The sequence below is a fragment of the Synechococcus sp. CS-1333 genome (assembly GCF_025128015.1).
In the GTDB taxonomy this organism is placed as follows: Bacteria; Cyanobacteriota; Cyanobacteriia; order PCC-6307; family Cyanobiaceae; genus MW101C3.
The window spans coordinates 36,178-62,664 of record NZ_JAHLYO010000009.1; the positions used below are offsets into that span (position 1 = coordinate 36,178).

A 26,487-nucleotide genomic window follows, 5' to 3' on the forward strand; every position below is an offset into this window, starting at 1 on the left:
CTTGGCGCTGCCGCTCTGGTGGGAGGGGCTGGGCGAGGAATGGCGGCAGGCCCTCGGGGTTGCCGCCGTTCTGTTGTGGCTGGCGCTGGTGGTGCTGCTGGCGTTGCAGACCCGGGCGCGCTGGCCGCAGCGGGCGGAGTGGAGCCGCAAGGTGCTGCACATCGGCACCGGCCCGGTGGTGCTGATCGCCTGGGGGCTGGGAATCGAGCGCTGGATCGCCCTGCCGGCGGCGGCGGCGGTCACCGTGGCGGCGGCGCTCAACCACCGCTTCCGCCTCTTGCCGGCGGTGGAGGACGTGGGCCGCGCCAGCTACGGCACCGTGGCCTACGGCGCCGCCATCACCACCTTGCTGGCCCTGTTCTGGCCGCAGCGCAGTGATGCGGTGGCGGCCGGGGTGCTGGTGATGGCCTGCGGCGATGGGTTGGCGGGCCTGCTGGGGGCGTCGATCGCGTCGCCGAGCTGGACGATCGCCGGCCAGCGCAAATCACTGCTGGGCACCAGCGCGATGGGGCTGGTGAGCCTGGCGGTGATGGCGGCCCTGCGGCTGGCCCTGCAGGCAGGCGGCGGGCTGGGCCCATCGCTACCGGCGCTGGTGGCGATCGCGGCGGCGGCGATGCTGCTGGAGCAGTTCGCCCTGCTGGGCATCGACAACCTGGCCGTGCCGGTGGCGGTGGGCCTGCTCTGGAGTTTGCTCGGCGCTCAGGCCTGAAGCATGCGCTCGCAGCGGTGGCGCCAGTCGTCGCGGGTGCCCAGGCCCGCCACGATCAGCCGGTCGCTGGGCTCTTCCCGCAGCCGCAGCTGCCACTGACGGATCACCTCGGCGCGCTCCATCCACACATTCAGCACGGTGCGCTGAATGCCTTCAGGGTCCCAGCCCCGCTGCTGCGAGGAGGCCAGAGCCCAACCGAGCAGGTCGTCGAGCTGAAAGGGGCGAAAGCCTGCGAAGACGGGGCCGCTGTGGTCGGCGGCGGAAGATGTCTGCTCCAGATAGAACATCTGCAGCGGCTCTGACAATCCGCAGAATTGCAATAGATAAGACATACCGCCTTCCCTGCAACGTGGTGAAGGCAAATTAGGGAGATTCACTCCAGCGACTGTTCCAGCTGAACAGTTCGTTGCAGAGCATCAATCTGGCACTCACGATTAGAGAGTGCCAGCTACACCATCAGGCGGTCAGACCGCTGCCAGCACCTCGCCGGTGGGCGCCTGGCGCTGAGCCTCCTTCACCGCTTCGGCCAGGCCGGCGAGCACCTCGCGGGTGGTGTCCAGGTCAATGCAGGCATCGGTGATGCTCTGGCCGTAGGTGAGCTGGGAGAGATCCGCCGGGATCTTCTGATTGCCCGCCACCAGGTGGCTTTCGATCATCACGCCCATCACCGGGCAGGAGGCCTGGCGCAGCTGCTCACCCACCTGAGTCAGCACCTGGCCCTGCAGGCGGTAGTCCTTGTTGGAGTTGCCGTGGCTGCAGTCCACCATCAGCCGCGCCGGCAAGCCGGCCTTGGCCAGCGAGGCCGCCGCCGCTGCCACCGCTTCCGGGTGGTAGTTGGTGCCGCCCTTGCCGCCGCGCAGCACCAGGTGGCCATCGGGGTTGCCGGTGGTGGACACGATCGCCGCATGGCCCTGGCGGCTGATGCCGAGGAAATGGTGCGGGCGGGCGGCCGCCTCCATGGCGTTGATCGCCGTCATGACGCTGCCGTCGGTGCCGTTCTTGAAGCCGATCGGCATCGACAGACCCGAAGCCATCTCGCGGTGCGTCTGGCTTTCGGTGGTGCGGGCGCCGATCGCCGTCCAGCTGATCAGATCGGCGATGTACTGGGGCACCACCGGATCGAGCAGCTCGGTGGCGGCAGGCAGGCCGAGCTCTGCCAGATGGAGCAGCAGGCCGCGCGCCAGGCGCAGGCCGGTGTTGATGTCGTAGCTGCTGTCGAGATGGGGATCGTTGATCAGCCCCTTCCAGCCCACGGTGGTGCGCGGCTTCTCGAAATACACCCGCATCACGATCTCCAGCTGATCGAGGTGCTCGGCCCGCACCCGGGCGATGGCAGCGGCGTACTCCTGGGCGGCTGTCACGTCGTGAACGGAGCAGGGCCCCACGATCACCAGCAGGCGCGAATCACGGCCGTGCAGGATTGCCTTGATGCGCTCGCGGGCGCCGGCCACCACAGCCGCCGCCGCTTCGCCGAGGGGCAGCTCCCGGTGCAGCACCGCCGGCGCCACCAGCGGCCGGGTCTCCACCACATGGAGGTCGGAGGTGGGGATCATGGCGGCAGGCGGAGGGGCGCTCGAAGACCCACCCTAGAAGCCGGCTGTCACGCCCCCTTACCGCCACCGTTCTGCAGCCGATGCCACCGTTGGCGGTCCGGCGGCCGCAAAGAATGGAAGCCTCCCGTACGTTCAAGGGATGACCCCTTCTCCTATGGCTTCGTCCCCCATCGCCGCCGCCGATCTGCTGGCCACCTACCGCTCTGCCGCTGCGGAGCGTGAGGCCCTCGGCGTGCCGCCGCTGCCGCTCTCGGCGCCTCAGGCCCAGGCCCTCACCGAGTTGCTGGAGCAGCCGCCCGCCGGCGAGGAGGCGTTCCTGCTGGATCTGCTGAGCGAACGGATCCCACCGGGGGTGGATGAGGCGGCCTACGTCAAGGCGGGCTGGCTGAGCGCCGTGGCCCAGGGGCTGGCCACCAGTCCGCTGGTGGATCCGATCGCGGCCACCCGGCTGCTGGCCACGATGATCGGCGGCTACAACGTGGGGGCGCTGATCACGCTGCTGAGCCACGCCGATGCGGCGATCGCCGCCGAGGCCGCCACGGGGCTGAGCGGCACCCTGCTCGTCTACGACGCCTTCAACGACGTGCTGGAGCTGGCGGAGACCAACCCGTGGGCCAAGCAGGTGGTGGAGAGCTGGGCCGAGGCCGCCTGGTTCACCAAGAAGGCGCCGCTGGCGGAGGCGATCACCGTGACGGTGTTCAAGGTGGAGGGGGAAACCAACACCGACGACCTCTCGCCGGCCACCCACGCCACCACCCGCCCCGACATTCCCCTGCATGCCCAGGCGATGCTGGAGACGCGCCAACCCGGCGGCCTCGAGCAGATCACTGCCCTCAAGGCAAAAGGCCATCCGGTGGCCTATGTGGGCGATGTGGTGGGCACCGGCAGCTCGCGCAAATCGGCGATCAACTCGGTGCTGTGGAACACCGGCACCGACATTCCCCATGTGCCCAACAAGCGCTCCGGCGGTGTGATCCTGGGCGGCAAGATCGCGCCGATCTTCTTCAACACGGCCGAGGATTCCGGCGCCCTGCCGATCGAATGCGATGTGGCGGCGCTGAACACCGGCGATGTGATCACAATCCGCCCCTACGAAGGCACGATCGAGCGCGCGGCGGGTGAAGCCGGCGCCGGCGAGATCGTGGCCCGCTTCGAGCTCAAGCCCAGCACGATCACCGATGAGGTGCGCGCCGGCGGCCGCATCCCGCTGCTGATCGGCCGCTCCCTGACCGACAAAGTGCGCGCCCGCCTGGGCCTGCCCGCTTCCGACCTGTTCATCCGTCCGGTGGCACCCACCGACACCGGCAAGGGCTTCACCCTGGCCCAGAAGATGGTGGGCCGGGCCTGCGGCCTGGCCGGAGTGCGGCCCGGCACCAGCTGCGAACCGCTGATGACCACCGTGGGCTCGCAGGACACCACCGGGCCGATGACCCGCGACGAGATGAAGGAACTGGCCTGCCTGGGCTTCTCCTCCGACCTGGTGCTGCAGAGCTTCTGCCACACCGCCGCCTACCCGAAGCCGGTGGATCTCAAGACCCACGCCGAACTGCCCGATTTCATCAGCTCCCGCGGCGGGGTGGCGCTGCGCCCCGGCGACGGCATCATCCACAGCTGGCTCAACCGCATGCTGCTTCCAGACACGGTGGGCACCGGCGGTGACAGCCACACCCGCTTCCCGCTCGGCATCTCCTTTCCGGCCGGCTCGGGCCTGGTGGCCTTCGCCGCCGCGATCGGCGCCATGCCGCTCGACATGCCCGAATCGGTGCTGGTGCGGTTCAGCGGTTCGCTGCAGCCGGGCGTGACCCTGCGCGATGTGGTGAACGTGATCCCGTGGGTGGCGATCCAGAAGGGCCTGCTCACGGTGGCGAAAGCGGGCAAGAAGAACGTGTTCTCCGGCCGCATCCTCGAAATCGAAGGGTTGCCGGATCTCAAGCTCGAGCAGGCGTTTGAGTTAACGGACGCCTCTGCCGAACGCTCCTGTGCCGGCTGCACGATCAAGCTCTCGGAAGAGACGGTGGCGGAATACCTGCGCAGCAATGTGGCGCTGCTCAAGAACATGATCGCCAGGGGCTACAGCGATGCCCGCACCATGGCCCGCCGCATCCAGGCGATGGAGGCGTGGCTGGCGGATCCGCAGCTGCTGAGCGCCGATGCCGACGCCGAATACACCGAAGTGATCGAGATCAACCTCGATGAACTCACCGAACCGGTGCTGGCCTGCCCGAACGATCCCGACAACGTCAAGCTGCTGAGCGAGGTGGCGGGCGACCGGATCGATGAGGTGTTCATCGGCTCCTGCATGACCAACATCGGCCACTACCGCGCCGCCGCCACGGTGCTGGATGGGGCCGGCACCAGCGCCGCCCGGCTGTGGGTGTGCCCCCCCACCCGCATGGACGATGAGGTGCTGCGCGCCGAGGGTTACACCGCCAAGTTCGAAACCGCCGGCGCCCGCATGGAGTTGCCGGGCTGCTCGCTGTGCATGGGCAACCAGGCGCGGGTGGAAGACAACACCACGGTGTTCTCCACCAGCACGCGCAACTTCAACAACCGCCTCGGCAACGGCGCCCAGGTGTATCTGGGCAGCGCCGAACTGGCGGCCGTGTGCGCGCTGCTGGGCCGCATTCCCACGCCAGCCGAATACCTGGAGATCGCGGCGGCCAAGATCGATCCCCTCTCCGACCAGCTCTACCGCTACCTCAACTTCGACCAGATCGACGGCTTCAGCGACGCCGGCCGCGTGGTGAGCGTGGAGGAGGAGGAGAAGGTGCTGGCGGGGGTCTGAGCGCTGGCAGGCTCGGGGCCTGCTCTCAGAGCGGCAGAAACTCTGTGAGCAGCTCCACCGAAAGCAGGCGCTCGGGGGAATCGGGCGTGGCCTCGAACAGCGCCCGCCATTCCGGGTTGCTGGCTTCGTAGGCGGCTCGGGCGCCGTAGGCGGCCATGTCGTCGTATTCGATGTGAAGGATCAGGCGCTCCGTGTCAGGCCCTGGCACGGAGCAGCGGAACAGCTTGAACGCCCGCGGCATCACAGGGCTGGTGAACCGGGGCGAACCGGCCTGCGCCAGCTTCTCGAGAAAGTCGCCGGTGCGGCCCGGCTTCACTTCGTAAATGAAGCGAGCGAGGACTGTCATTGCGGCCAATGTCGAGATGGTCCGCTGAGCTTAAGCCGCAGGAAGAACGCAGGCCGTTGAAACGTTTACCGAAAGGATTGGATCCCTTCAAGACTGGAGCGTGAGTGGCCAGGTGTAGGTGCACGGAGAATCAACCGATCAGTTCAAGCACGAGAGGTCACACGCTTGTAGCGGATCCGAATGATCAACGCCTCCCTTATCCATGAGGCGCTAGATGGAATTGCTGATGCGTATAGCAGCAACGATGAGGGGAGGAATGCCCAAAAAGAGTGTCGAAAGCCAAAGCCCTAACACTGACCCACGTTTTGCACTGCACGCCAACGCCGTACCCCCCACGCCAACCAACGCCAATGCGAAGAGCAGAAAGACAACGGCATAGGCTATCTCGCCATCTCGAGAACTTGCCATCAGCGCCCATTGCACCATGAAGGCCAATCCAACCGTATCGATCGCAAGAAAGAACCAGCCGAACGCTTTGAGAGTTTTCGCCATGCAACCTGCTCCGGGATACTCATGACTGATTCTTGCAAAAGCCGGTGCTGGCATGGCATGAATACCACGCAACCATCACACAGTCTGAGCCGCAAAGATGAAATGACGCAGCATCGACACCGATGACAGCGGACAACCGAACAACTTGCTGAACAGACACGCTCCACGTCCTGTCAGCAGCGCACGAAAGGGGGTGCCATCCCATCCTCATCACTTCAGCCCATGCCGGGAGCAATTGTTGCTCAGCGTGCCAGTCGCGCCCGTATGTCCTGGAGCCGGGCGATGTTGTTCACGATCAACGGAGCGCTGTCGAGGCCCTCGAGATAATCGAACACATAGGCGAGCACGGCATAGATGGCGCCGGCACTGAACACCTGCGATCGGGTGAAGTCGATCAGCAGCACCACCAGCGCCACGATCGTGGCGAGTTCCGTCACGGTCCAGGTCCACGACTCGCTGTCGGAGAGCTGCACATGCCAGCGCCGCACCCGGCCGAAGTGGCGACGCAGGCGCAGCGGGCGCGCCGCCTCGATGTCCGCGATCTCGCGCTCGATCTGGTCGTTGAGGCCGCGGTGCAAGCGCAGGGCGCGCCGCCAGTACCAGGCGTTGACGAGCCCCATCGGCAGCAGCACCGCCATCGCGATGAATCCCGCCTGGAGGTCGTAGGTGAACAGCATCACCAACGAGCCGACCACGGTCACCACCTGGGAGAACATGGCCGGCACGTCGGCCTCGAAGAAGCCGACCATGTCGCGCATCATCTCGACTCGCGCCGACACGATGCTCGTGCCGTGGCCCAGGTGCTTCTGCTCAGCGACGGTGAGCACGGCAAGGCGGGCGTAGAGGCCCATGAAGACCCGGGTATCGAAGCGCTGCCGCACGAAGGCCGTCACCAGGTGCACCAGCCACACGGCGATCAGCGCCGATAGTCCCCGGTAGCTGCCCTTCAGCAGCCCGTCCACCGCCCAGCCGGTGATGGCCGGATAGGCGAGCATGCAGAGGTTCTCCAGCAGCGTCAGGGTGTAGGTGCCGGCGATCGACAGCCGTTCACTGCGGGAGAGGGTGGAAAGGAGCGTCTGCGGCATCACCTGGCCCTGATGTCACCAGCCTGGCTGCTTGGGAGGCTCAGAGCCGCGACCAGCGCAGCAGGCTGATGCCCCCTAAGGCGATCGGCAGCAGTCCCGTCACCACCACGAACCAGGTGCCATCGTCTGGCGCGCCCATCAAAGCCGCCTTGGCCTGGAGCAGCACCAGCGCGCCACCCAAAACCGCCAACAGGCCAGCCACCACGATCCACCGCTGGCGCCTGCGGCCAGGGCGTGTCCGCGCAAAGGCCAGCAGCCCCAAGCCCAGGGGCAACGCGACCAGCACGTAGTGCACCACCAGAGGAATAAGGAAGGAGAAGAACGTCATCGCTCGGATGGCATGGCTGGGATGATGGGTCAGGCCATGGTGGAGCGCCTTACAATGCGCTGCCCTTGGCTGCTGCACGTATCTTCAGCGCACGTGTATCTCCCTGCTTGGCGGGATAACGAACCGCATGCCGGATCAGCCACTGCAGCTCAGCGGAGGCACCATCCCACAACCAACGCTCACAGGTGGTAAAGACGAGTTCTGGATGGTCTTTGGCGATGTCCCCCAGGTGGTTGGCAACGCTGCGGCGGACGTAAAGCGATGAATCGTTCTTCAGAGATTCAAGGATGGGAAGCGTTGGCCTCGGATCGGCCACAAACGAAGGAATGCGTTTCCCCCAAGGGAGTCGTGGCCGTGTCCCCTCGCTGCAGAGGCGCCTTACATGCGGATTAGGGTCGGTGATCCACTGATCAACCTTCTCCAGAGTGCGCGCCTGCTGCTGGATCAGAAACGTGCGGATGGCGAACTCCGAGGTGAACCGCATGGTGAGGGCATGCAAAGCCAGCATCGACGTCTCAAAAGGGTCGTTGCCGCTGCTGTGATGGCCATCCTGCCCATACTCAGAAATAAAACAGCTGTGTGGAAGATAGAAAAAGCCTGCCAGCCCCATCTCTTCTGCTTCTGACTTCGCCGGCGTCAAAGAAGCCATGAGGACTTGAACAGCCTCCTCATAGTTCTCAGGCAGGACTTCACGAAGCGCCCTGGCGATATGCAATCCTCGCTGCATGATGGCCAACGGCTCAATGCCTGCCCGTGCGGATTCGCAGAATCGGCCAACCGGAAAGTCTGCATCAACAATCTGCAGGTTGTTCGCCAGACACTCAATGGCCTCCTGGCCCAGCAGGTGCTTCAGAGGCGTGCCCTTCTGAATGGATCGGGGCGCTGCAGGGATCGTGGGTACGCGAGGCGTCATCAAGGCCCGATCAATGCCAAGGCCCATCCAGATGGGCCATCGGCTGTGTGGTGTCAGGTTGGCGCCTTGGCAAGATCGCTGGCCACCTGAGCAAGAATCTCGTTCGCATGGCTGATAGCAATGAAGTGGCCTCCTCCGCTGATGGAACACCAGATGGCACCAGGGGTCTTGTCCGCCACCATCCGATTGATGGGTTCAGGCACCAGTTTGTCATCAGTTCCCTGCCAGAAGTAGACCGGACGCGTGACTTTGGTCATGTCAAACGGCCAAGCCTCGTAGAGCATCATGGCGTCAGCAACAAGCCCCTCAACGCCCTGCCGAAAGCATTCCCGTGATGCCTCCAGAAAGGATTGACAGACCTGCTCATCTGCCAGGACCTCCTGATCAGAGACACCCATCGACTTCTTCAGAGCCTGCAGATAGTTGGCTTCAAAGTGGGTAGCACTCAATCCAAGCAGTTCATACATGAGCCTGAAGCCAGGCTGGAAGTGCAACGCGAGGCGCCCGCCAAGCGCATCCACGCTGCTTTGGTACTTCACAGCCCAGTTATCTCCAAACGTTCCGTAGCTGGCACCAGCAATGCATGTGACATGGGCAAGGCGACCAGGGTCCAGATAGGCTGCGGCGGCAAGAGCCCACGGCCCTCCTTCAGACCAGCCGGTCACCGCGAACTGCTGTGCACCCAAGGAATCAGCCAATGCCTGGAGATCATTCGCCCATGACTCGAAGGTGCGCCCTGGCTGAAGATCGGACCCACCGATACCAGGCCGGTCAACACAGACAAACCTCAGCCCATGGGCACTTGCATAGGAATCGAAGAGCAAGGCCTCCAAGCGGCTGGATGGCCCACCGTGATGATGGATAACAAGTGGTCCGCCATCGTCACCCGTTTCAAGATAAGCCAGCGTTCGGCTCCCCACTCGGGCAACTCCTTCACGTGCCAACGCCTCTTCCTCTTTTGACCCTCTCCAGTTTAGTGGGAGTTAACACCTCAAACCAACGCTCACGATCACCGGGCTTCGAGATTGTTCACGTCTTCATGAGCGGCATGCTTCATTCCTATGCCCAGATTCAACAGTTCAGCGCCGGCTCTGGTTGGTGCCGGCAGCATTCCCCCAAGGGTGATCGGCTCCGTAGCGGCGTGTCGATAGCGTCACCCAGGTACCGGGTTGGAGCAGGCTCTTCAGGGCCACCAAGGCAGCCAGACCAGCTGCCCCCTGATGAAGTTGCAGGGAATGGCACGAACCGTCGCCCCGGTCACCGATGGCATCGAGGCGGCAGAGGGCTCAGCCCCCCACCACCAGGGCATCGACGATCTCATAGCGTTCAAAGTTCTCGCCGAGACTGAGCACCGAGCTATCCCCGCGCCGCTGCACCGAGAGCCGCTCAGGTTGATCCGAAGCAACCGCCTTTCCCTTCACGAACAGGAACTGACGCTTCTGCCCCTCGGGGTTCGTCACCACCACCGTGGCACTGTTGTTGGCCCTGCGCATCACGAAGGCCTTACACCTGGTGGCCTTGCCGCTGCTCCCGGACACACAGGGAACCTCCGCCGAAGCGTGGTAAGGAGTGCCGGGGATCAGGGCATCGCGGGAAGCGGGCACAGGGGCGAGAGGGGCACCGCCGATGCCAACCTTCAGGCTGTAGGTGCTCGTTTCGTTGCGGCGCGCCGCCGGCCGCATCAGGTACACCCTCACCCTCACGTCGCCATCGCTGGGCAGGAGGCCACGGAAGCGGTTGCCGGAGCTGCTGCCGATAAACAAGGCGGTGTCGGTCCCGGCCGCCATCACATTGAAGTAGTTCTGCGGATTGGACCCCTTGAGCTCCACCGTCAGGGTCTGACCGGCGCCGGCCCGCAGTTTGTAGTCGACGGTCTGGTCGCCCTTGAGCTGGCCCTTGAGCAAGGCGGAATCGGCGCCGGCTCGAAACGTGACCCTTTGACTCTCGATCGCCACCTGGGCCAGGGCGCCCCCAGCGGGGAGGCTTATGGCCAGGAGGCCAGCGCCCAGTGAGGCGAGTGGAAAACGCATCGGATGCTTCGGGGTGAGCATTAATAAACCTACTTCGCTTTCACTCCGGAATGTTGTTGATCGCCGATGGCCTGACTTGCTGGGCTTGCGCATTCCGCCCCCGAAGAAGGACTGCGATGACGCAGATGATCGCGATGGGGTAGACGGAGTATTGAATAGGGGAGGGTTCTGCGCCAACAGCGACGTTAAGGAACAAGGCACTGTCCCAAAGTCCATGGAGAATCATCGATAGAATCAGGGTGCCGGACATGCGTCGAATGGCGTAGAAGCCACTGCCCATGATGAATGTCAACAGCACCTGTACAGGCATGGCCCATAGCGGGAATCCGAAGAGGACGTTAGGAAGATGAAGGGCGGAAAACAAGAGGGAACTGATCAGCCATACCTTGCCCTCGCTAACACGACTTCGAAGGCCCACGATCAGACTTCCCCGAGTGATCATTTCCTCGCCGAATCCAACCCCCACGGCTCCGAGCATTGACCAACCAAGAAGCTCAAAGGTGGGCTGCTTCGGCACTACACCCAGGAAGTTCATCACAATGACCCCCGCCATCGCGATAGGCAATATCCAAACCCACTGAGGGCCGGATTTCGTTTGTTCGAACAGAACCATGCGCCACCATCCCAGGGCAGTGATGGCAACCACAAGGAATGCGGATCCAAAAAGAGTTGGAAACGCATACCACAGCTTCGTGGTTAGCGCATTCTCGCCAATCCGATTGTAGTCGACCCCATTGATGATCCATGTGACAAAGAAGATTGCCAGATAGCCCAGATATAATTGAACTCCGATCCATGCAGTTGGCTTGCGGCTCGGGGCGTTCCGCTCAGCAGGCGGAAGACAGCGAATCGGATAAGCGCGCCTAGCACTGCACTGGCAGGGGAATCACCTCGCGGTCGTACTGGCCGTTCCAGAGTCTCCCATTGATTCCGTGGCTGGATTGAAGGCGGTCTATGTCATTCTGGATGTCACAGGTCAAACCCAAGGCCGCCGTCCGGAGGGCCGGCGGCCAGAGCGATCAATGGCCTGAGCGTTCAGGCGATCACCTGCACTTGCTGGGTTCGGTATAGGTGATCGACTGATAACGTCCGTTGGTGGTACGCACAGCCACGCAGCTGTTGGTGCGGGGCTGCTCCCAGTAGGTGAAGGCACTGTCGCCGATCTGGTCGCCACCGCGGTAGGTGTACCCCTTCCTGGTCATCTCGCTCTCGGCACTGGCGCCCTTTACCCCCACCAGCGGCTGCAGTGCGCTCACCGGGGCTCCCACGCGGGCGGGTTCGCTGCTGCCGCCCTTGTCCGATCCGGCAATCAGAGCGCCGATCAACCCTCCCAGCGCGACACCGACCAGAGTTGCGCTGGTGGCCTTCTGGGGCCTGTCCTCGAAATCCACGTCAGGATTCTGCACGCTGTCGAGCTTCACCGAGAGGCGATGATCTCCCCCATCTGTGTTCCACAGGAACACATCGTGGTCGGGCTTGGCGTTGTGGCGCACGTTCACGATCCCGGCGTAGGTCTGCAGTTGCAGGGCCTGAGGGTTGGGGCCAGAGAAGTTGAAGTCGGTGCCGTCATCGAGCTTCACCACAAAGGCATCGGTGCCACCAGCCGCCTTGTGCTTGAAGCTGCAGTGACCGTTGAAGAGCTCATTGCCCGCTCTCTCCAGCTTGCAGCGGCCCGCGGCTCGCACCAGCGTTTCGGCGGACGCGACCTGGTGGAACGGGGCGGACGCCGTGAACAGCAGGAGGCCAGGACCCAGCAGGGCACCGGTGCGTTGGAGGCGAGTCTTCATCGAGATAGTAGATGGAGGTATGTCCCAGTGCGATTCGACTGGAACATCCTGAGCGTATTGGCGGTCTGCCGCCTCAATCGAGCCTTGTGACTGAACGCTGAGATCCGCCGGACAGCATCCGCAGCCGGCATCCAGGCCATCACCGTCACGGATCGAGTGACCTCATCCCGCAGCGTCGGTTCCCTGCTCCAGGTAGCGACGCCCGTCGAACACCTGCCGCACGTCGGTGGCTGGCGTACGGACCCTGCAGACAGGCGCAGTTGTCGGCGGAGGCCAGGGTGCGGCAGGAATGGGACCACCTGCGCGCTGGAACGACTGACCTGGTGGTCAACGCCAACGGGATACCACCATCCGCCTGGACCAGACTTGTCTGATGGAGCAGCAGACCGGCACCGATCGCATCCTCGACCTGGCCCTCATCGAGGTCGCAGCTGAGGCACCAGCGGTCCATCAGCCCCAGGATGCAGCTCTTGCTCCTTGCCTCCCCTCTGCCGCTCAGTGCTTGGCTTTCGGTTCGACTCTTGGGTCTGAGGATAAAGACAACTGTGGGTTACCTAATCACTTCCGTTGAGGTGATCTCATTGGCTTGCCGAACGCTGCCGTAACCGGGCGGCGAGGAAAGCCTGTCCATTTCAAATCCGCCCGACTTCGCCGCTCCGGTTCACGACTTTGGTCGTCGGCTTCTTCGGTTCTCGCAGCGGTGCGACAAAGGAAGCGAGATTCGCTATCAGCAACCGAATCTTGATCGCTGACCACATTACCATTGTAACGATCGAAATGCGGAAAGGTGTGGCACGCACATCAACTGTCAGCAGCAACATCCGTACCGCATACCGAAGATGTTTCCAACGATAGAAGCGATACACACGAGAAAGATACCAGTTCGCCTCCCTTCGCCCGAAGATCGTGTTATTCGCGCGGCCTGCAACGACACAGGATGCAAGCATGATTTGCGCATCTTCAAGCTCGAACACCCGCTGTAATGCGAACCGGCACCTTGCAAGAATACCAATTCCGTTATTCATTATTGCCTCAGCGTTCAGCATTTTCAGGAACATTCCATAGTGCCTTGCTTCGTCCTGCCCGAGTGCAGAGTAGACAGCACTTGCATTGCGATCGAGTGTTGAATCCGCGAGAACACGGTAAAGCGTGCTTGCGAGTGCCTCGACCACACACCGAGACACCATTTCAGCGGCTACTGAACCACGCACCGACTCTCCTGTGGGCGCGTGGTAGGTCACCAAGGACTTATACTTCGACATGCAAGAATCGAAGTCAAAGTCGTGATCTCCCGCCTCGCAAACGACACGCAGCGTTACGCCGTGCTGACATTCTTCAAAGTTCCATCGACTGATTGCTGATGTCCAGGCGTAACTGCGATCACGAAGAAGTGCCTGCAAGTATTCTGCGTAATCGTCACAGCGCGACTCAAGCAGGCAAATTGTCTTCGTGATGTGTAGCAGCGATTCGTCAAGGCTGACCTTTGACAGGTCGAAGTCGCCAGGCTTCCAGTGATTCGGCGATGGTCTGATAAAAGTTGCGGTCACAAGCTCGGTTCCAATTTCGATCCGACGAACGCTCATGATCAGCGGCTGGCAGTAGTTTGTTGGACTAATCAGGGATCTTTGGACCCGACTGCTGCATCTTGATGCTAGGTGTCCAAGTCCATGCGAGTGATCTTGCGTTTCCATGACGGTGGCACGATTGTGCCGCGCCGTACCGCCAGAATCAGCATGACCACGGTGAACGCAGTAGTCACCAGCATGGCGATCAGCGATCCCTCCATACCAGCGCTGCCGCCGGTGAGCATTTCCGGGCCTTGGAAGCTGGTCTTGAGTAGTCCCGGAGAGGTTGTATTGCCGGATACGGCACCGGAGAAAATCTTGCCCATGGAGTAGTTCCAGGCGAGGTGGAGGCCAATGCCTATCCACAGGCGGCCGGTAACCATAAAGGGCACAGCCAGCATCGGACCGTACACGACGGCGATAGACGCGACACCTGCAAAAGTTTCACCTGCGTTCCCAGCGTGCACGAAGCCGAACCACAGGGAGGAGAGAACCAACGCCACCCAGCCGCCGAACACGCCCTCAAGAATGCGAAACCACACGCCGCGGAACAGCAGCTCCTCGCCGAAGGGTGTTGTGAACGTCCCCCCTGTCACCCCTGCCACTAAGTTCTGCCAACGATCGATACCCTCGATGCGGTAAAGGCCGAGGGCCATGGCAATCAAAACGCAGGTCGTGAACAGGCCTAAGCCGAGCAGCAGGCCAATGCCGAGTTCGCGACCCATGGGGGGCAGGGATAGTTCGCTGACCGCTCGGCGTTCCACGAAATGCGCGTAGCTCCAATACACGAGCAGCAGGTTGGCGATGATAAACGCGCCCGTGAACAAGCCTGATGGGAGGAAAAGGGGCACTCCCAGGCCTGATGGGAACGTCAATATGTAAGCGTTGCCTGACCAATGCACATATAGCAAGAGGTTGTTGAGCGCCAGCAGGCTGATAAACGGGTTGCGCAGGATGCGCAGTAACAAGCGGATTCTCGAATCGGCTCGTGTATTGACTCTCGAATCGACTTGTGAATCCATTGATCATCTCCGTTTAGGAAAGCTGGCGGTTTGAGGGGCACCTTACGCTCATCATGACCCGTCTGAGGGATCTACCGCAAGAGTGTAGATCTCTCCGACGGGTCGGGTGAATGATGATGTTATGCGGCATTGGACAGTAAGCGCCTCTGAAGACCGTCTATCTGGCCACAACTCTAATCAATCGATTCACAAAGTCTAGCCGGTGGCTGCTTATCACCGGCAGGACAAGCCAATCCCACCAAGTGACCTCCTATGATGAAAGCGATTGAAAGATCATCCTTCTGCAGCTGACTTGTTCGATTCTGCCGGAAGAAAAGGCTCAGACATGAGCCTGGACTCATTGTTCACCATAAGACATTCAGATACCTCGCCGTTTATCACATCAGTTTCGATACGCCATAGCTCATTGCGACGTGTATATGTTCCCGGGCCATCATGAGTAACAATGTGAGCGCGCTCCTCGATTAGATAGTTAAACCTGCTAGGATGACTTGATGACCAAGATCCCTTCAGCACGCCTTCGGCAACGAATAAAGATAGCCTAAAAGGCTGGTTGTGTGGTTCACGATTTGAAGATCAAGAATCGGCCACGAACAAGTTGCTCCACTTCCGAATAGCTGGGTACGATTAGCATCTGGAAAAACATCAATACTATGCCTCCAGCGTTCTGCAACTGTGAGTGGAGTATGCAACGTCATCCAGTAGATTAGATTGGTCATCTGAGAAAGACCACCTCCTACTCCTGAAGTTAGCTGGCCTTGCTTAAGAACCAGGCCATCCAGAAAGCCTCTACCTTAGGTTGGCTTGCCAACCAACTTCCAAAAAGAAAGGCGCTTACCCGGGGCTAGGATAATCCCATCGAGAAAGCCTGAAGCGATTCTGAGATTAACTATCTTGTTGTGTTGCAGCTGCTCATCAAGACGAAGTAGAGGTCGGATCAGAGGGGTCTCGTGTGTAGCTACTACAAAAGGTAACGGTGCACTTGTTCGCTGGTATGCAAGCTCACCTCTGACTGAAAGCCACTGCATCTCCCTGAAGAGCCTTCTATAAGCAGGTCCAAAGAAAGGCCTCAATATGGCGCGAAGTTTGGTATGGAGTATGGCTACCTGTACGACTAGCTGTTTCCTGGAAGTTTCGTTACCACTTTACTTCGCTTAGGTCATCAAAGTTGATTGGAGCAACAAAGGTAGAGTTTGCCCTGACGATGCACTGAACGGCCTGACTATTTGCTCTTGAAGCCAGATCCCTTACCCTCCATGTGTATTGTGAGATTACGCGAAGCCATGTTTGACCATTATGGATGGAAATAGCATCATCGCTTGGCTCATAATGTTCGGCGCGAATTACATCACCGTATTGAAGCACGGCATCAGGCTGGCTTGTATGCGAGAGCCTACAATTGAGGCCGGCTGGATCGCTATCAACAACAAGCCAGTACAACTGTTGGTAGAATCCTCTATTGCCCTGAACTCTACTTGAGCAAATGTTTCCAGTTTTATCTACCTCATGAACATCAGCACGTTGCGCAAGGGTGGGGCTTGTCCACGCGCAGGAAGCTATTGCTATGCTGAGCCTGATGAAGATAGATGTAATTCTTGGCATGCAAGCAGCTATGATGATGTTCATAGCCAAATCGTGCCACCCATAGAATAGTGGGTGGGGGGTGGTGCGGGGATTGATGAAGGAGTTATTAGCTGTGTCCCCGGCTTAACAGATCGTTGCTCTTAAGCATAGCGGTGGCATTGAAGCTGCTGCAAATAACTCAATAGCCCGTGGACTGTTAATCAGAACTACGCCAGTTCTGCTTGCGCTAAACGCATATCTTGGCCTGCGAGATGGGACTTTGCATTGCCAGCTTTAGCCTGCAACTCACCTTTACTCGTTGATATTATCCAAACCTTCAAATCTCCAGCCCGTTTCAGACTGTCCAAAGAAATATCTTATTGGGCGATTCTCACTTGATTCAGGCAGCTGCTTGAAGGTACAGTAAATAGCATAACCATCTCCCTCGTGGCGCGGTTGCGTTGCATTAAAACATCTCTTGGCGTTGGCTTCCATATTCACAATACTGTCGTAGCCCTTCAGGAGTTCGGACTTTGTTGTTACGCTTCTAACTCCAAATGGCATCTTAAGCGGAAACCTTGTTAAGCCTGCAACTGCTGCCTGATCATTAATGAGAACTGCATTTTTAAATCTTTTCCAAAATACACCAAAGTCAGTTTGAGCTGAAATGTTTACAGGTACAAACAAGAAACCAGCACAGTATGTGCCGATTAGGAAGATTCTGCTTTTGCGCATTAGTCTAAGTCCATTCCGTTTGGATAGCTTACATGTCTCGATCTCGCCAAGCGTATCTAGCGCATCGAGCTTGGCAAGCCATGAGCTCAAAACAAAGCGGCGTCACTTTCAAGTTTAATGAAATCGCTCGGAAGATGCAATCATGTTCGCATAACGCTGGCCATCACCTGCCCGCAGAGAGCCATAGGAGAAAAACTCACAGGGCACAGTGAATCTGCGGTGGCGGGTCAGGTGCATGGCCGTGTTAGAGAGTGGCAGCATTGTCAGGAACAAGCAGAGGCAAGATCCTTGCCGTAACCATCGCCAGAAGCTCATACGATGCTCGCTCAATCAGGTTCGCCTTCCTGGCACGCCAGTTAAGGCTCTTCAGCTGATCTGCAAGAACGACACCGATCACCCCACTACCCTCTGGCAAGACCACCTCAAATGGATAACCCTTGACCCGGGAGGTCACAGGACAGAACAATGCCAGGCCAACCTTTCCGTTGTAGGCCTTCGGTGAAATCACCAAAGCTGGTCGCCTTCCAGCCTGCTCACTACCTGTCTGCGGTGTGAATTCAAGCCACACAAAATCTCCTCGATCAGGGACGTATGCGGCTGTCACTAGAAGATCTCCGCCCCGACAGCCGGTCCCGTATCAACAGACGAATGAATATTACTCTCTGAGACGCCTGCCAAGAGATCATCAAGACTGAGCCGAGTCGGGAGAGCTGGCTTCACAACAAGCTGGCCATCCTTGGAGCTCAGGCTTACTTCAGTGCCAGCAACCAGGCCAACCTCCTCCGCCAGTCCACGCGGGATCCGCACCCCGAGACTGTTTCCCCATTTTTGGACCCGCGTCTGCATGGCAATCAAGCGGCTATACGCTGAGTATACCGGCTTTGGGCTGCAACTGCTTCGCCCCCATCTCCCTAACGCTGCCCCTGAGTGGCAGGCAAGGATTGAATGCCGGAGCAAGATGCTTTAAGGAAGCGTGTCCACTCGAGGGGCTGGTTAGGCCCCCTTTGCATCATCAGCAGAATGACTTTGCACATATTCCTTCAAAACAGCATCCATGCGAGCTTGCCAACCCGCTCCAGAAGATTTGAAGTAGTCAATGACCTCTGGACTATACCGGATTGAAATCAATAGCTTTTTATTTCCCAGTTTTGGCCGTCCACGCAAAACTCTCATCGGCACCATCCTTTCCATCTGCTCATCCGTAAGAGGAAGGGCGTCGGGATCTGATTCAGCTGATGCTGTAATCAGTTGATCCTCCTCAACTGTCGGCATCTTCAAATTGATCTTCTTCGATGGCTTTGACATAGTGGTTGATCTCACGACGATTTGCTCTGCGTAGACTAATTATCCTCCTTGCAGACTCCCGATCAACAAAGGCCACGAATAGGAGAGTGTCCCCCAACGGCGCCAGCGCGACCATTCTCACTTCGCCATAGTCTGCCCGGTCATCAATCCAGACAAGCGCCGCATCCCAACTGAGCTGAGCTGCAGCCGCCAAGGAGAAGCCGTGCTTGCTCAGATTGGTCGCGTCCTTACCAGGGTCGAAATCGAACTGCACGCTTTATCGTAGCTACAGAAAAGCTGCCCGTCAACTTCGTCTCATCAAGCGGCCTTCAGGTGGGCCTAACGCGCCGATGAGCGGCGCCAGAGCGCGCAGCGCGGAGGCGTCCGCTCCATTGGCTGGTTAGGCGTCACGGCGGAACAGTCATCGTTAGCCGCGATGAACAATGGCTTCGTTTAGGGCCGCAACAACCTTATGCAAATACTCTTGCTGGTGGGTATTGAGCGCACTTGTCTCTCCGCCGGACGTGGAAAGCATGACGTGATAGACAGTCTTCTGCATATATAGAATGAGTACGGCACCGGCCGATATAGCAAGGCCGACGGCTTGATCGCTAACTGCGATGACCAAGCCGATGATCAAAAGCAGGATGCCCCAGAAGCGCTTTGGTCTCTGTTCGAATGCCTTGACTGAGGTGACATTGCTCATTGCAAAGGTCTGGCTACCGCTGATGAAACGGGCATTCGTCACCTTGACGTCTCCAGATTCAAAGAAGGTGTGCTCGGCCATGTGTTCGTAGTCTCCCCGAGGTAGTAATGCCTATTGTGTAGCATGCGCCAGACGACATTAAAAGCTGACGCCTAACGCTGATTGGACGGACCCAGTGAAAGCCTCGCTGTGCCTACCCAGTGAAGCCTAAGAGAGGAAGGGACTGAAGCCAAAGAAACACAAACCCAGGCCAGACCAATGATCCCAGGCTTTCCCAGCCAAGGGACCCAGGTTTTCGGCGGACCCGTATAAAACAGTTCGATATGTTACAAAAGGTCGGCCGGACTGCTGACTCCCAAGGGCCCGCGGTTCAGCACATGCGTATAGATCATGGTTGTCTGCACATCCTTATGCCCCAGCAATTCCTGGATCGTGCGGATGTCCTGGCCCCGCTCCAGGAGATGGGTGGCAAACGAATGGCGAAAAGTGTGGGGTGACGCAGGCTTGTGGATCCCTGCAGCAAGCACCGCTCGCCGCACGGCCTTCTGAATCAGGCTGGGATCGAGATGGTGCCTGCCCTGTTCACCCGTGGCCAGATCGCACCATCGGTGGTGTTGTGGAAACACCCACTGCCAGCCCCACTCCACCGGAGCGTTGGGATACTTCCTCCCCAGAGCATGGGGCAGTGGCACCCGGCCATAGCCCTCGGCGAGATCCTGGCGATGCACCCGCCGCACGGCCACCAGGTGGTCCTGCAGCTGCTGGCCCAAACGGTTGGGCAGCAGGGTGCGGCGATCCTTGCCGCCCTTGCCGTTGCGAACCGTGAGTTCGCGCCGCTGGAAATCCAGATCCTGCACCCTGATGCGCAGCGCTTCCATCAGCCGCAGCCCACTCCCGTAAAGCAGCCCGGCCACCAACCCCTCCACGCCAGAAAGCCGCTCCAACACCGCGCCTACCTCCTGGGGTGTCAGCACCACCGGCAGCCGCTGCCTGGTGCGAGCCCTCACCAGCCCCTCCAAGTCCAGATCCTGCTTCAGCAGCTCCCTGTAGAGAAACAACAGTGCCGCCAGCGCCTGGTTCTGGGTTGAGGCACTCACCTGCAGGTCCACCGCCAGGTGATTGAGGAAGGCATTCACCTCGGAACTGCCCATCTCCCGCACCTGCAGCTCCTCGCGGTAGCGCTGGATCAAGCCTGCAGGGCGAGGGGCGGTCATTCGCTGGCCTGAGGAGCACACCCCAAGGATTCCCGCGGCCGTCCATTTCCTCCCCCATGGGCCATGGCAGCCCACCCGGCCGCTCAAGCTCCAGACTGACCACTCCCGGCCGGCGCCTCCACCCCTGAATCAGGAAACCCTGCTGTTTGAGCCCGCCGTGCCGGAGGTGGGGGCGCTGAAGGCGGTGCTGGCCTTTCCGAGTACCTATTCGGTGGGCATCACCAGCCTGGGCTACCAGGTGGTGTGGGCCAGCCTGGCCAGCCGCAGCGACGTGGATGTGCGGCGCCTGTTCACCGACCAGGGCGATCCGCCTCACCGCCAGCTCGATCTGTTCGGCCTCTCGCTCAGCTGGGAGCTCGATGGCCCCGTGCTGCTCGATCTGCTGGAGCAGCTGGGCATTCCGCTCTGGAGCCAGGAGCGGGGCGAGCGCGATCCGATCGTGTTCGGCGGCGGCCCGGTGCTCACCGCCAACCCCGAACCGCTTGCGCCGTTCTTTGATGTGGTGCTGCTGGGCGATGGCGAGCTGCTGCTGCCCGCCTTCATCGATGCCGTCCAGGCCCGGCGCCAGGCGCCGCGGGCCGAGCGGTTGCGGGCGCTGGCGCAGATTCCCGGCATCTACGTGCCATCGCTGTACGCCCCTCGCTACGGCGCAGCGGGGGAGCTGCTGGCGGTGGAGCCGATCGAACCGGGCCTGCCGGCCACCATCGCCAAACAGACCTGGCGCGGCAACACCCTCAGCCACTCCACCGTGATCACCCCGGAGGCGGCCTGGCCCGCGATCCACATGGTGGAAGTGGTGCGCAGCTGCCCGGAGCTGTGCCGCTTCTGCCTGGCCAGCTACCTCACCCTGCCCTTTCGCACCCCCTCCCTCGACGACGGCCTCATCCCCGCCGTGGAGAAGGGTCTGGCCGCCACCCAGCGACTGGGCCTGCTGGGGGCCTCCGTCACCCAGCACCCGCAGTTCGCCGATCTGCTCACCTGGCTTGATGGCGATCGCTTCGAGGGCACGCGCCTGAGCGTCAGCTCGGTGCGGGCCGCCACCGTGACCCCCCAGCTGGGGCGGATCCTGGCCAAGCGGGGCAGCAAGTCGCTCACGATCGCGATCGAAAGCGGCAGCGAGCGCATGCGCCGGGTGGTGAACAAGAAACTCGCCACCGAGGAGATCTTCGCCGCCGCCCGCTACGCCAAGGAAGGCGGGCTCAGCGGCCTGAAGCTCTATGGCATGGCCGGCCTGCCCACTGAAGACGACGCCGACATCGAAGCCACCGCCGATCTGCTGCTGGCGATCAAAGCCGCCACGCCGGGCCTGCGGCTCAGCCTCGGCGTCAGCACCTTTGTGCCCAAGGCCCACACCCCCTTCCAGTGGGAAGGGGTGCGGCCGGAAGCGGAGAAGCGGCTCAAGCGGCTGGCCCGCCGCCTTCAACCCAAGGGCATCGAGCTGCGGCCCGAGAGCTACGGCTGGAGCGTGATCCAGGCGTTGCTCTCCCGCAGCGACCGGCGCCTGGCGCCGGTGATCGCCGCCGTGCGCGGCCGTCACGGGCAGCTGGGCGGCTGGAAGGCCGCCTATCGCGACGCGCTGGCCGCCGCACCCGCTGCGCTGCCGTCACCGCCGCCCTGGCAGGAGGTGATCCACCAGCGCTGGCCCCATGAAAAGTTGTTGCCTTGGGAACATTTGGAGGGACCGCTCCCAAAGAGCCTCCTGCAGCGGCACCATGATGAAGCTCTTGAACCAGCCAAGGGCTGATCCCCCTTTTCCCGAGCGATGGGCCACTCTCAAACGCCCTCTGGCCAAAGCAATCTGAGCCCATCCATCCCACGGGCAGCCTGGGATCTTGAGGCAGGCACGACGGCCCCGAGCGGACAGGCCGAAGGTCCCGACGGCCCTGTGCAACAACTGCTCGTCCAGTGGCGCCTCAACATCGACGCCGCCAGACGCAGTTCCATCCACCGGGAGCTGGGGGGAACAGTCCTGCGCTCCATCCATACCCTGCCCATGCAACAGGCCGGGGAGGGGGTGCTGGATGTCGTGCGGGCACCCGCGGATGCCCAGGCCAGGGAGCGACTGCTGCGGGGCTACGGCCAGCGGCCCGAAGTCATGTTCGCTGAACAGGATGGGCGCGTTGGCATCCAGCAGGTCAGCAACGATCCCTCCCTCAGCACGCTCTGGGGCATGCAGAGCACTGGCTTCGGCTCTGGCGCCGTCGGTGCCTGGGGGCGGGACATCACCGGGACCACCACCACGGTTGTGGGAATCGTCGACTCCGGCATCGATTACACCCACCCCGACCTCTACCTCAACATCTGGCTGAACCAGGGCGAGCTCCAGGGCCTGAGCTTTTTCAGCACGCTGGTCGACACCGATGGCGACCAACTGATCAGTTTCCGCGACCTCAACAACGCCACCAACCGTTCCAATCCCGCCGCCGGGCTCACCGATTGGAATGGCAACGGCTACATCGATGCCGGGGACATGCTTGACAGCCGCTCAGGCTGGGAAAACGGGGTTGACAACGACAGCAATGGTTACAGGGATGACCTGATCGGTTGGGACTTCGCCAACAACGACAACGACCCCTACGACGACAACAGCCACGGCACCCATGTGGCTGGAACCGTCGGGGCCATGGGCGGCAATGGCCTGGGCGTGGCAGGCGTGAACTGGCAGGTGCAGATGGTTCCCTTGAAGTTCCTCGCCCGCTCAGGCAGCGGCAGCCTCAGCGATGCCGTGTTGGCGCTCGACTATTTCACCACCGCCAAGATCCAAGCGGGCCAGCGGGGGGAAACAGGCCAGTTCGTGGGCACCAATAACTCATGGGGCGGTGGTGGCTATTCCCGGGCCCTCGAAAACGCGATCGATCGGGCCACCCAACAGGATCTGCTGTTCATCGCGGCAGCCGGTAACGGCGGCCTCGACGGCATCGGCGACGACAACGACCTGAATCCCAGCTACCCCTCCAATTACTCCAGCAGCAACGTGATCGCCGTGGCTGCGATCACCAGCACAGGCGACCTGGCGAGATACTCGAACTTCGGGTCGGTGTCGGTGGATCTCGGGGCGGCTGGTTCCTCCGTCTTCTCCACCGTGCCCGGGGGGGGCTACGGCAACAAGAGCGGCACCTCGATGGCCTCGCCCCACGTCGCAGGAGCAGCGGCGCTGCTCAAGTCGGCGTTTCCCAGCGCCACCGCCGCCCAGATCAAGCGGGCCTTGCTCGAATCCGCGACCCCCACAGCCTCTCTGGCCAACAAGACCGTGACAGGCGGCCGGCTCAACATCCCCGCCGCCCTCGACCGGCTGGGCGCGCTGGTGGTGGACCCAACCCTGCCGATGGTGTCGGTGGCAGCCAGCGATGCTGCAGCGGCGGAAGCAGGCCAAGCGCCCGGCTCCTTCACCCTGACCCGCAGTGGCGGGACCCTCGGCCAGTCCCTGACGGTGAGCTTCAGCCTTGGCGGCACGGCCACCGCGCCCGACTACGCGCCCAGCCTGGGCAGCACCATCACCTTTGCCAGCAACCAGACGTCCGTCGTGCTCACCATCACGCCGGTGGACGACTCGCTGGTGGAGGGCCCTGAAACCCTGGTCCTCAATCTTGCGCCCGGCTCCGCCTACGCGATCGGCACGGGCTCGGCCACCGTCACCATTGCCGACAACGACGCTGCGCCACCGCCCCCAACCAACCAGATCCTCTGGGGCACCACTGGCAACAACACCGTCACCGGCGGCAATGGCGACGATCGGATCGCCGGGGTTCCCTCCAGCGGCACCTCGGCCGCAGCCTTGGGCCGCAACCAGATTGACAGCCTCACCGGCGGCGGCGGCCGGGACACCTTTCTCCTGGCCGACAGCCGCGGCACCTTCTACAACGATGGCTCCCGCCTCTCCCAAGGAACTGAGGACTATGCCCTGATCAAGGACTTCAATGCAGCCGACGACAAGCTGCAGCTGCGCAGCGATTCCCAGTACCTCTACCGCTTCTCGGGAGGATCCACCGAGATCTTTCTGGGCAACGGCGATAACCGCTTCAGCAATGCGGATGAACTGATCGGGAAACTGGAAGGGGTCAACCTCGTACCAGGGACGGGCGCCTACATCCTTGGAACCGGCAACAGCTGGACGACCTTCATCTGACGAGACCTTCAGCTGACGATCGGCCTCAACCTGATCGGGCCCGGATCGGGCATGCCCTGAGGTGATCAGCCCTTGGTCAAGGTCTGAGGGTCGGGATGATGCCTTTCGACTGTCCGCAACCCCGCCAGGAGTATCCACCCGGCAATATTGATGCGGCTGTCGTACATCGGAATGTCGGTGGCGTGAAGGACCACCAGCACCAGGGTTGCCGCCCACCAGGCCCGCTCGAACACCGGCTCCCTGGCAATCCCAAGCCGCGCCGCACGGATCAGAAGCCACAGCACGATCGCCACCACGCCCACGGCAGCCGGCAGGCCGTGGCTGACCGCCAGGTCAATCACCACGTTGTGGGGGTGGCCATGCCACTGGCCCGTACGCAGCGGGTAGATCACGCTGAAGGCCGCCGCGCCCCAGCCCAGCCAAGGCCGCTCGGCGATCAGCATCAGAGCCACGCCCCACTGGCTGAGCCGGGTGCTGGCCAGATTTCGCTCACCGGCGAACTTGACGTCATTCAGGCGGGCCCAGATCGCCTCAGGCACCAACGCGCGGGCGGGGGCCTGCAGCAACGCCGGCACGCCAGGCAGGCTGGCCAGGATGACGGGCAGCAGCAGCAGCAGCAAAAGCGGCAGCAGCCATGGCCAGCTGATCGGCCCGGCCACGATTGGGGCCGCCAGCACCAGGGCCCCCCAGGCATTGCGTGAATCGGTGAGATAGAGGGACGTAGCCAGAAGGGCCGCCAGACCGAGCGCCGCAGCGCGTCGCTGCCAGCTCTGGCCTGCCTGCAGCAGTGCCGCCAGCGCGAAGGGCCAGGCCAGCGCCAGCCAGGCACCGGCGATGTTGGCGTAGTCGAACAGGCCGGAAAAACGCCCGTCAGGCGTGCCCCCCTCGCCGATGTGCCAGATGATCGCTCCACCCAGGATCTGGAACGGCCCGGCCCAGCCCCACCACAGCTGGCCCAGGCCCGTAACGATCACCGGCACCGTGCCGGCCAGCAGCCAGAGCCCCACGCGGCGGCGGGCAGCGGCGCTGGCCACATACGGCTGAAAGCCCCAGAAGGCCCAGAAGAAGGGCAGCCAGTTTCCCATCCCCACCCAGGCAAGCCAGCCGCTGGTGGCGCGGAAGCAACCGATCACCATCAAGGCAGCCACTACCAGCAGCACCCGGTTGACCTTGTCCTGGAGGAACCGTCCGCGGCGGCTGGCGGCCACAAGCGCGACCAGCAGCAGCAGGCCAGCGATCAGGGCGCTACTGGGCAGCACGAAGACCCCAAGCTGGAAGCAACGCCAACCCATGGGTGGCGCCGTCTCGGGACGGCAGCTGTCGAGGCGGTGGATCAGCTCCCGCATGATCAGGAGAACACCGCTGTGCGGCCGCGGTAGACCATCACCTGGCCACGCAGGTGCAGGCGTAACGCCCGGGCCAGCGCCAGCCGTTCAGTGTCGCGGCCTTTACGGATCAGATCGTCCACGTCGTCGCGGTGACTGACGGTGATCGTGGCCTGCTCAATGATCGGGCCGCCATCAAGCTCCTCGGTCACGTAGTGGGCGGTGGCTCCGATCAACTTGACCCCCCGCTCCCAGGCGCGGTGGTAGGGCTGGGCCCCCTGAAAAGCGGGCAGAAACGAATGGTGGATGTTGATCACCGGCGGCGCCCCCAGCAGGAAGGCTGGGCTCAGCACCTGCATGTACTTGGCCAGCACCACCAGATCGATGTCCAGCTCGCTCAGCAGCTGCCGCTGGGCCTGCTCCACCTGCTCGCGGCTGCCGGCGCTGATCGGTAGATGCACGAAGCGGGCACCGAAATCGGCGGCGAGCAGCTCAAGATCCGGATGGTTGGACACCACCAGCGGCACCTGCATCGGCAGCTCTCCGGCCCGCGTGCGCCAGAGCAGATCCACCAGGCAATGGTCCTGCCGCCCCACGAAGATCGCCACGCGCGGGTGGCCGTCGGAGAAGCGCAGCGTGCCTTCCCCCCCCAGCCGCTCGGCAAGAGCAAGCGCGGCCGGGCCGATCGCCTCCCGCGGCAGGCCGAAGCCCTCCACCTCCCACTCCAGACGGCTGAGGAACAGGCCGGCACCGGCATCGGTGTGGTGATCGGCATGGCGGATATTGCCGCCGTTGGCAGCCACCCAGCCCGAAAGGGTGCTCACCAGCCCAGGACGGTCGGGGCAGATCACCTGAAGGATCGCCGTTGGAAGGGTCATCACCGCCAGGATTGCCAGGGTCATTGTGCCGCCCGCCCTGG

Annotated in this window: 27 protein-coding genes; 4 read left to right on the forward strand and 23 right to left on the reverse strand. The window is 61.9% G+C overall.

What is annotated here, in order from left to right:
* Position 1: 1 nt before the first annotated feature.
* Entirely contained in the window at positions 2-709 is a 708-nt protein-coding gene (locus KQ303_RS02115) for a diacylglycerol/polyprenol kinase family protein (RefSeq protein ID WP_399232641.1), read from the forward strand.
* On the opposite strand, the gene KQ303_RS02120 is transcribed toward KQ303_RS02115, so the two are convergent.
* Positions 700-1,014, reverse strand: a complete 315-nt coding sequence (locus KQ303_RS02120) for a hypothetical protein (protein WP_311134101.1) — start codon at positions 1,012-1,014, stop codon at positions 700-702. The two genes, KQ303_RS02115 and KQ303_RS02120, sit on opposite strands and share 10 nt — an antisense overlap.
* A gap of 159 nt (positions 1,015-1,173) precedes the next feature.
* The gene (locus tag KQ303_RS02125; protein WP_259728961.1) at positions 1,174-2,262 is read right to left on the reverse strand and encodes a 3-deoxy-7-phosphoheptulonate synthase; all 1,089 of its coding nucleotides are present in this window, start codon (positions 2,260-2,262) and stop codon (positions 1,174-1,176) included.
* A gap of 154 nt (positions 2,263-2,416) precedes the next feature.
* Between KQ303_RS02125 and acnB the strand changes: the two genes are divergently transcribed.
* Positions 2,417-5,047: a bifunctional aconitate hydratase 2/2-methylisocitrate dehydratase gene (acnB, locus tag KQ303_RS02130; protein WP_259728962.1), complete on the forward strand. Its 2,631-nt coding sequence runs from the start codon at positions 2,417-2,419 to the stop codon at positions 5,045-5,047.
* 25 nt (positions 5,048-5,072) lie between these two features.
* On the opposite strand, the gene KQ303_RS02135 is transcribed toward acnB, so the two are convergent.
* The 19 genes from KQ303_RS02135 to KQ303_RS02220 all read right to left on the reverse strand — a co-directional run bounded on the left by KQ303_RS02135 (position 5,073) and on the right by KQ303_RS02220 (position 20,117).
* Positions 5,073-5,393 (reverse strand): NIPSNAP family protein, encoded by a 321-nt coding sequence (locus KQ303_RS02135; RefSeq protein WP_259728963.1) that lies wholly within the window; start codon positions 5,391-5,393, stop codon positions 5,073-5,075.
* Positions 5,394-5,603: 210 nt separating this feature from the next.
* On the reverse strand, positions 5,604-5,885 hold the full coding sequence (locus KQ303_RS02140; RefSeq protein WP_259728964.1) for a hypothetical protein: 282 nt from the start codon (positions 5,883-5,885) through the stop codon (positions 5,604-5,606).
* A gap of 242 nt (positions 5,886-6,127) precedes the next feature.
* Positions 6,128-6,970, reverse strand: a complete 843-nt coding sequence (locus KQ303_RS02145) for an ABC transporter six-transmembrane domain-containing protein (RefSeq protein ID WP_259728965.1) — start codon at positions 6,968-6,970, stop codon at positions 6,128-6,130.
* A 40-nt stretch (positions 6,971-7,010) separates the two neighbouring features.
* The gene (locus KQ303_RS02150) at positions 7,011-7,298 is read right to left on the reverse strand and encodes a hypothetical protein (RefSeq protein WP_259728966.1); all 288 of its coding nucleotides are present in this window, start codon (positions 7,296-7,298) and stop codon (positions 7,011-7,013) included.
* A 49-nt stretch (positions 7,299-7,347) separates the two neighbouring features.
* Complete coding sequence (locus KQ303_RS02155; protein WP_259728967.1) at positions 7,348-8,211, reverse strand: DNA alkylation repair protein; 864 nt, start codon at positions 8,209-8,211, stop codon at positions 7,348-7,350.
* A 53-nt stretch (positions 8,212-8,264) separates the two neighbouring features.
* Positions 8,265-9,131, reverse strand: coding sequence for an alpha/beta fold hydrolase (locus tag KQ303_RS02160; protein ID WP_259728968.1), 867 nt, complete (start codon positions 9,129-9,131; stop codon positions 8,265-8,267).
* Positions 9,132-9,497: 366 nt separating this feature from the next.
* Positions 9,498-10,241 carry a hypothetical protein gene (locus KQ303_RS02165; protein WP_259728969.1) on the reverse strand — a complete coding sequence of 248 codons (744 nt, stop codon included), beginning with the start codon at positions 10,239-10,241 and terminating at the stop codon, positions 9,498-9,500.
* A 40-nt stretch (positions 10,242-10,281) separates the two neighbouring features.
* On the reverse strand, positions 10,282-10,854 hold the full coding sequence (locus KQ303_RS02170; RefSeq protein WP_259728970.1) for a CPBP family intramembrane glutamic endopeptidase: 573 nt from the start codon (positions 10,852-10,854) through the stop codon (positions 10,282-10,284).
* A gap of 430 nt (positions 10,855-11,284) precedes the next feature.
* Positions 11,285-12,028 carry a hypothetical protein gene (locus tag KQ303_RS02175; RefSeq protein WP_259728971.1) on the reverse strand — a complete coding sequence of 248 codons (744 nt, stop codon included), beginning with the start codon at positions 12,026-12,028 and terminating at the stop codon, positions 11,285-11,287.
* A gap of 632 nt (positions 12,029-12,660) precedes the next feature.
* On the reverse strand, positions 12,661-13,611 hold the full coding sequence (locus tag KQ303_RS02180; RefSeq protein WP_259728972.1) for a hypothetical protein: 951 nt from the start codon (positions 13,609-13,611) through the stop codon (positions 12,661-12,663).
* A gap of 68 nt (positions 13,612-13,679) precedes the next feature.
* Positions 13,680-14,561, reverse strand: a complete 882-nt coding sequence (locus tag KQ303_RS02185; RefSeq protein ID WP_259728973.1) for a CPBP family intramembrane glutamic endopeptidase — start codon at positions 14,559-14,561, stop codon at positions 13,680-13,682.
* A 563-nt stretch (positions 14,562-15,124) separates the two neighbouring features.
* Positions 15,125-15,397 carry a VanW family protein gene (locus KQ303_RS14695; protein WP_399232725.1) on the reverse strand — a complete coding sequence of 91 codons (273 nt, stop codon included), beginning with the start codon at positions 15,395-15,397 and terminating at the stop codon, positions 15,125-15,127.
* A 1,093-nt stretch (positions 15,398-16,490) separates the two neighbouring features.
* Positions 16,491-16,865, reverse strand: coding sequence for a hypothetical protein (locus KQ303_RS02190; protein ID WP_259728974.1), 375 nt, complete (start codon positions 16,863-16,865; stop codon positions 16,491-16,493).
* Positions 16,866-17,157: 292 nt separating this feature from the next.
* Positions 17,158-17,517: an endoribonuclease MazF gene (gene mazF, locus KQ303_RS02195; RefSeq protein ID WP_259728975.1), complete on the reverse strand. Its 360-nt coding sequence runs from the start codon at positions 17,515-17,517 to the stop codon at positions 17,158-17,160.
* Entirely contained in the window at positions 17,517-17,759 is a 243-nt protein-coding gene (locus KQ303_RS02200) for an AbrB/MazE/SpoVT family DNA-binding domain-containing protein (protein ID WP_259729081.1), read from the reverse strand. The genes mazF and KQ303_RS02200 overlap by 1 nt, the downstream gene beginning before the upstream one ends.
* Positions 17,760-17,906: 147 nt before the next feature.
* Positions 17,907-18,185 (reverse strand): BrnA antitoxin family protein, encoded by a 279-nt coding sequence (locus tag KQ303_RS02205; protein WP_259728976.1) that lies wholly within the window; start codon positions 18,183-18,185, stop codon positions 17,907-17,909.
* Positions 18,172-18,471: a BrnT family toxin gene (locus tag KQ303_RS02210; RefSeq protein ID WP_259728977.1), complete on the reverse strand. Its 300-nt coding sequence runs from the start codon at positions 18,469-18,471 to the stop codon at positions 18,172-18,174. Before KQ303_RS02210 ends, KQ303_RS02205 begins: the two co-directional genes overlap by 14 nt.
* Positions 18,472-18,624: 153 nt before the next feature.
* Complete coding sequence (locus KQ303_RS02215; RefSeq protein WP_259728978.1) at positions 18,625-18,984, reverse strand: DUF6232 family protein; 360 nt, start codon at positions 18,982-18,984, stop codon at positions 18,625-18,627.
* A gap of 245 nt (positions 18,985-19,229) precedes the next feature.
* Positions 19,230-20,117 carry an integron integrase gene (locus tag KQ303_RS02220; protein WP_259728979.1) on the reverse strand — a complete coding sequence of 296 codons (888 nt, stop codon included), beginning with the start codon at positions 20,115-20,117 and terminating at the stop codon, positions 19,230-19,232.
* Positions 20,118-20,301: 184 nt separating this feature from the next.
* On the opposite strand from KQ303_RS02220, the gene KQ303_RS02225 reads away from it, so the two are divergent.
* A complete protein-coding gene (locus KQ303_RS02225) occupies positions 20,302-21,861 on the forward strand; it encodes a radical SAM protein (RefSeq protein ID WP_259729082.1) in 1,560 nt (519 codons plus the stop codon).
* A 141-nt stretch (positions 21,862-22,002) separates the two neighbouring features.
* Positions 22,003-24,243 carry a S8 family serine peptidase gene (locus KQ303_RS02230; RefSeq protein ID WP_259728980.1) on the forward strand — a complete coding sequence of 747 codons (2,241 nt, stop codon included), beginning with the start codon at positions 22,003-22,005 and terminating at the stop codon, positions 24,241-24,243.
* 65 nt (positions 24,244-24,308) lie between these two features.
* Here the strand turns inward: KQ303_RS02230 and KQ303_RS02235 are convergent, their stop codons facing one another.
* Positions 24,309-25,589, reverse strand: a complete 1,281-nt coding sequence (locus tag KQ303_RS02235) for an O-antigen ligase (RefSeq protein WP_259728981.1) — start codon at positions 25,587-25,589, stop codon at positions 24,309-24,311.
* A gap of 2 nt (positions 25,590-25,591) precedes the next feature.
* Positions 25,592-26,446, reverse strand: coding sequence for a formyltetrahydrofolate deformylase (gene purU / locus KQ303_RS02240; protein WP_094511547.1), 855 nt, complete (start codon positions 26,444-26,446; stop codon positions 25,592-25,594).
* Positions 26,447-26,487: the final 41 nt, after the last annotated feature.

Excerpts from the sequence above, each read along its gene's own strand:
- KQ303_RS02200 (WP_259729081.1), bottom strand. The coding sequence starts at position 17,759 with ATGCAGACGCGGGTCCAAAAATGGGGAAACAGTCTCGGGGTGCGGATC.
- KQ303_RS02180 (WP_259728972.1), bottom strand. The coding sequence starts at position 13,611 with ATGAGCGTTCGTCGGATCGAAATTGGAACCGAGCTTGTGACCGCAACT.
- KQ303_RS02205 (WP_259728976.1), bottom strand. The coding sequence starts at position 18,185 with ATGCCGACAGTTGAGGAGGATCAACTGATTACAGCATCAGCTGAATCA.
- KQ303_RS02170 (WP_259728970.1), bottom strand. The coding sequence starts at position 10,854 with ATGGTTCTGTTCGAACAAACGAAATCCGGCCCTCAGTGGGTTTGGATA.
- acnB (WP_259728962.1), top strand. The coding sequence starts at position 2,417 with ATGGCTTCGTCCCCCATCGCCGCCGCCGATCTGCTGGCCACCTACCGC.
- KQ303_RS02215 (WP_259728978.1), bottom strand. The coding sequence starts at position 18,984 with ATGGCCGAGCACACCTTCTTTGAATCTGGAGACGTCAAGGTGACGAAT.
- KQ303_RS02140 (WP_259728964.1), bottom strand. The coding sequence starts at position 5,885 with ATGGCGAAAACTCTCAAAGCGTTCGGCTGGTTCTTTCTTGCGATCGAT.
- KQ303_RS02145 (WP_259728965.1), bottom strand. The coding sequence starts at position 6,970 with ATGCCGCAGACGCTCCTTTCCACCCTCTCCCGCAGTGAACGGCTGTCG.
- purU (WP_094511547.1), bottom strand. The coding sequence starts at position 26,446 with ATGACCCTTCCAACGGCGATCCTTCAGGTGATCTGCCCCGACCGTCCT.
- KQ303_RS02150 (WP_259728966.1), bottom strand. The coding sequence starts at position 7,298 with ATGACGTTCTTCTCCTTCCTTATTCCTCTGGTGGTGCACTACGTGCTG.
- KQ303_RS02165 (WP_259728969.1), bottom strand. The coding sequence starts at position 10,241 with ATGCGTTTTCCACTCGCCTCACTGGGCGCTGGCCTCCTGGCCATAAGC.
- KQ303_RS02235 (WP_259728981.1), bottom strand. The coding sequence starts at position 25,589 with ATGCGGGAGCTGATCCACCGCCTCGACAGCTGCCGTCCCGAGACGGCG.
- KQ303_RS02220 (WP_259728979.1), bottom strand. The coding sequence starts at position 20,117 with ATGACCGCCCCTCGCCCTGCAGGCTTGATCCAGCGCTACCGCGAGGAG.
- KQ303_RS02155 (WP_259728967.1), bottom strand. The coding sequence starts at position 8,211 with ATGACGCCTCGCGTACCCACGATCCCTGCAGCGCCCCGATCCATTCAG.
- KQ303_RS02135 (WP_259728963.1), bottom strand. The coding sequence starts at position 5,393 with ATGACAGTCCTCGCTCGCTTCATTTACGAAGTGAAGCCGGGCCGCACC.
- KQ303_RS02125 (WP_259728961.1), bottom strand. The coding sequence starts at position 2,262 with ATGATCCCCACCTCCGACCTCCATGTGGTGGAGACCCGGCCGCTGGTG.
- KQ303_RS02175 (WP_259728971.1), bottom strand. The coding sequence starts at position 12,028 with ATGAAGACTCGCCTCCAACGCACCGGTGCCCTGCTGGGTCCTGGCCTC.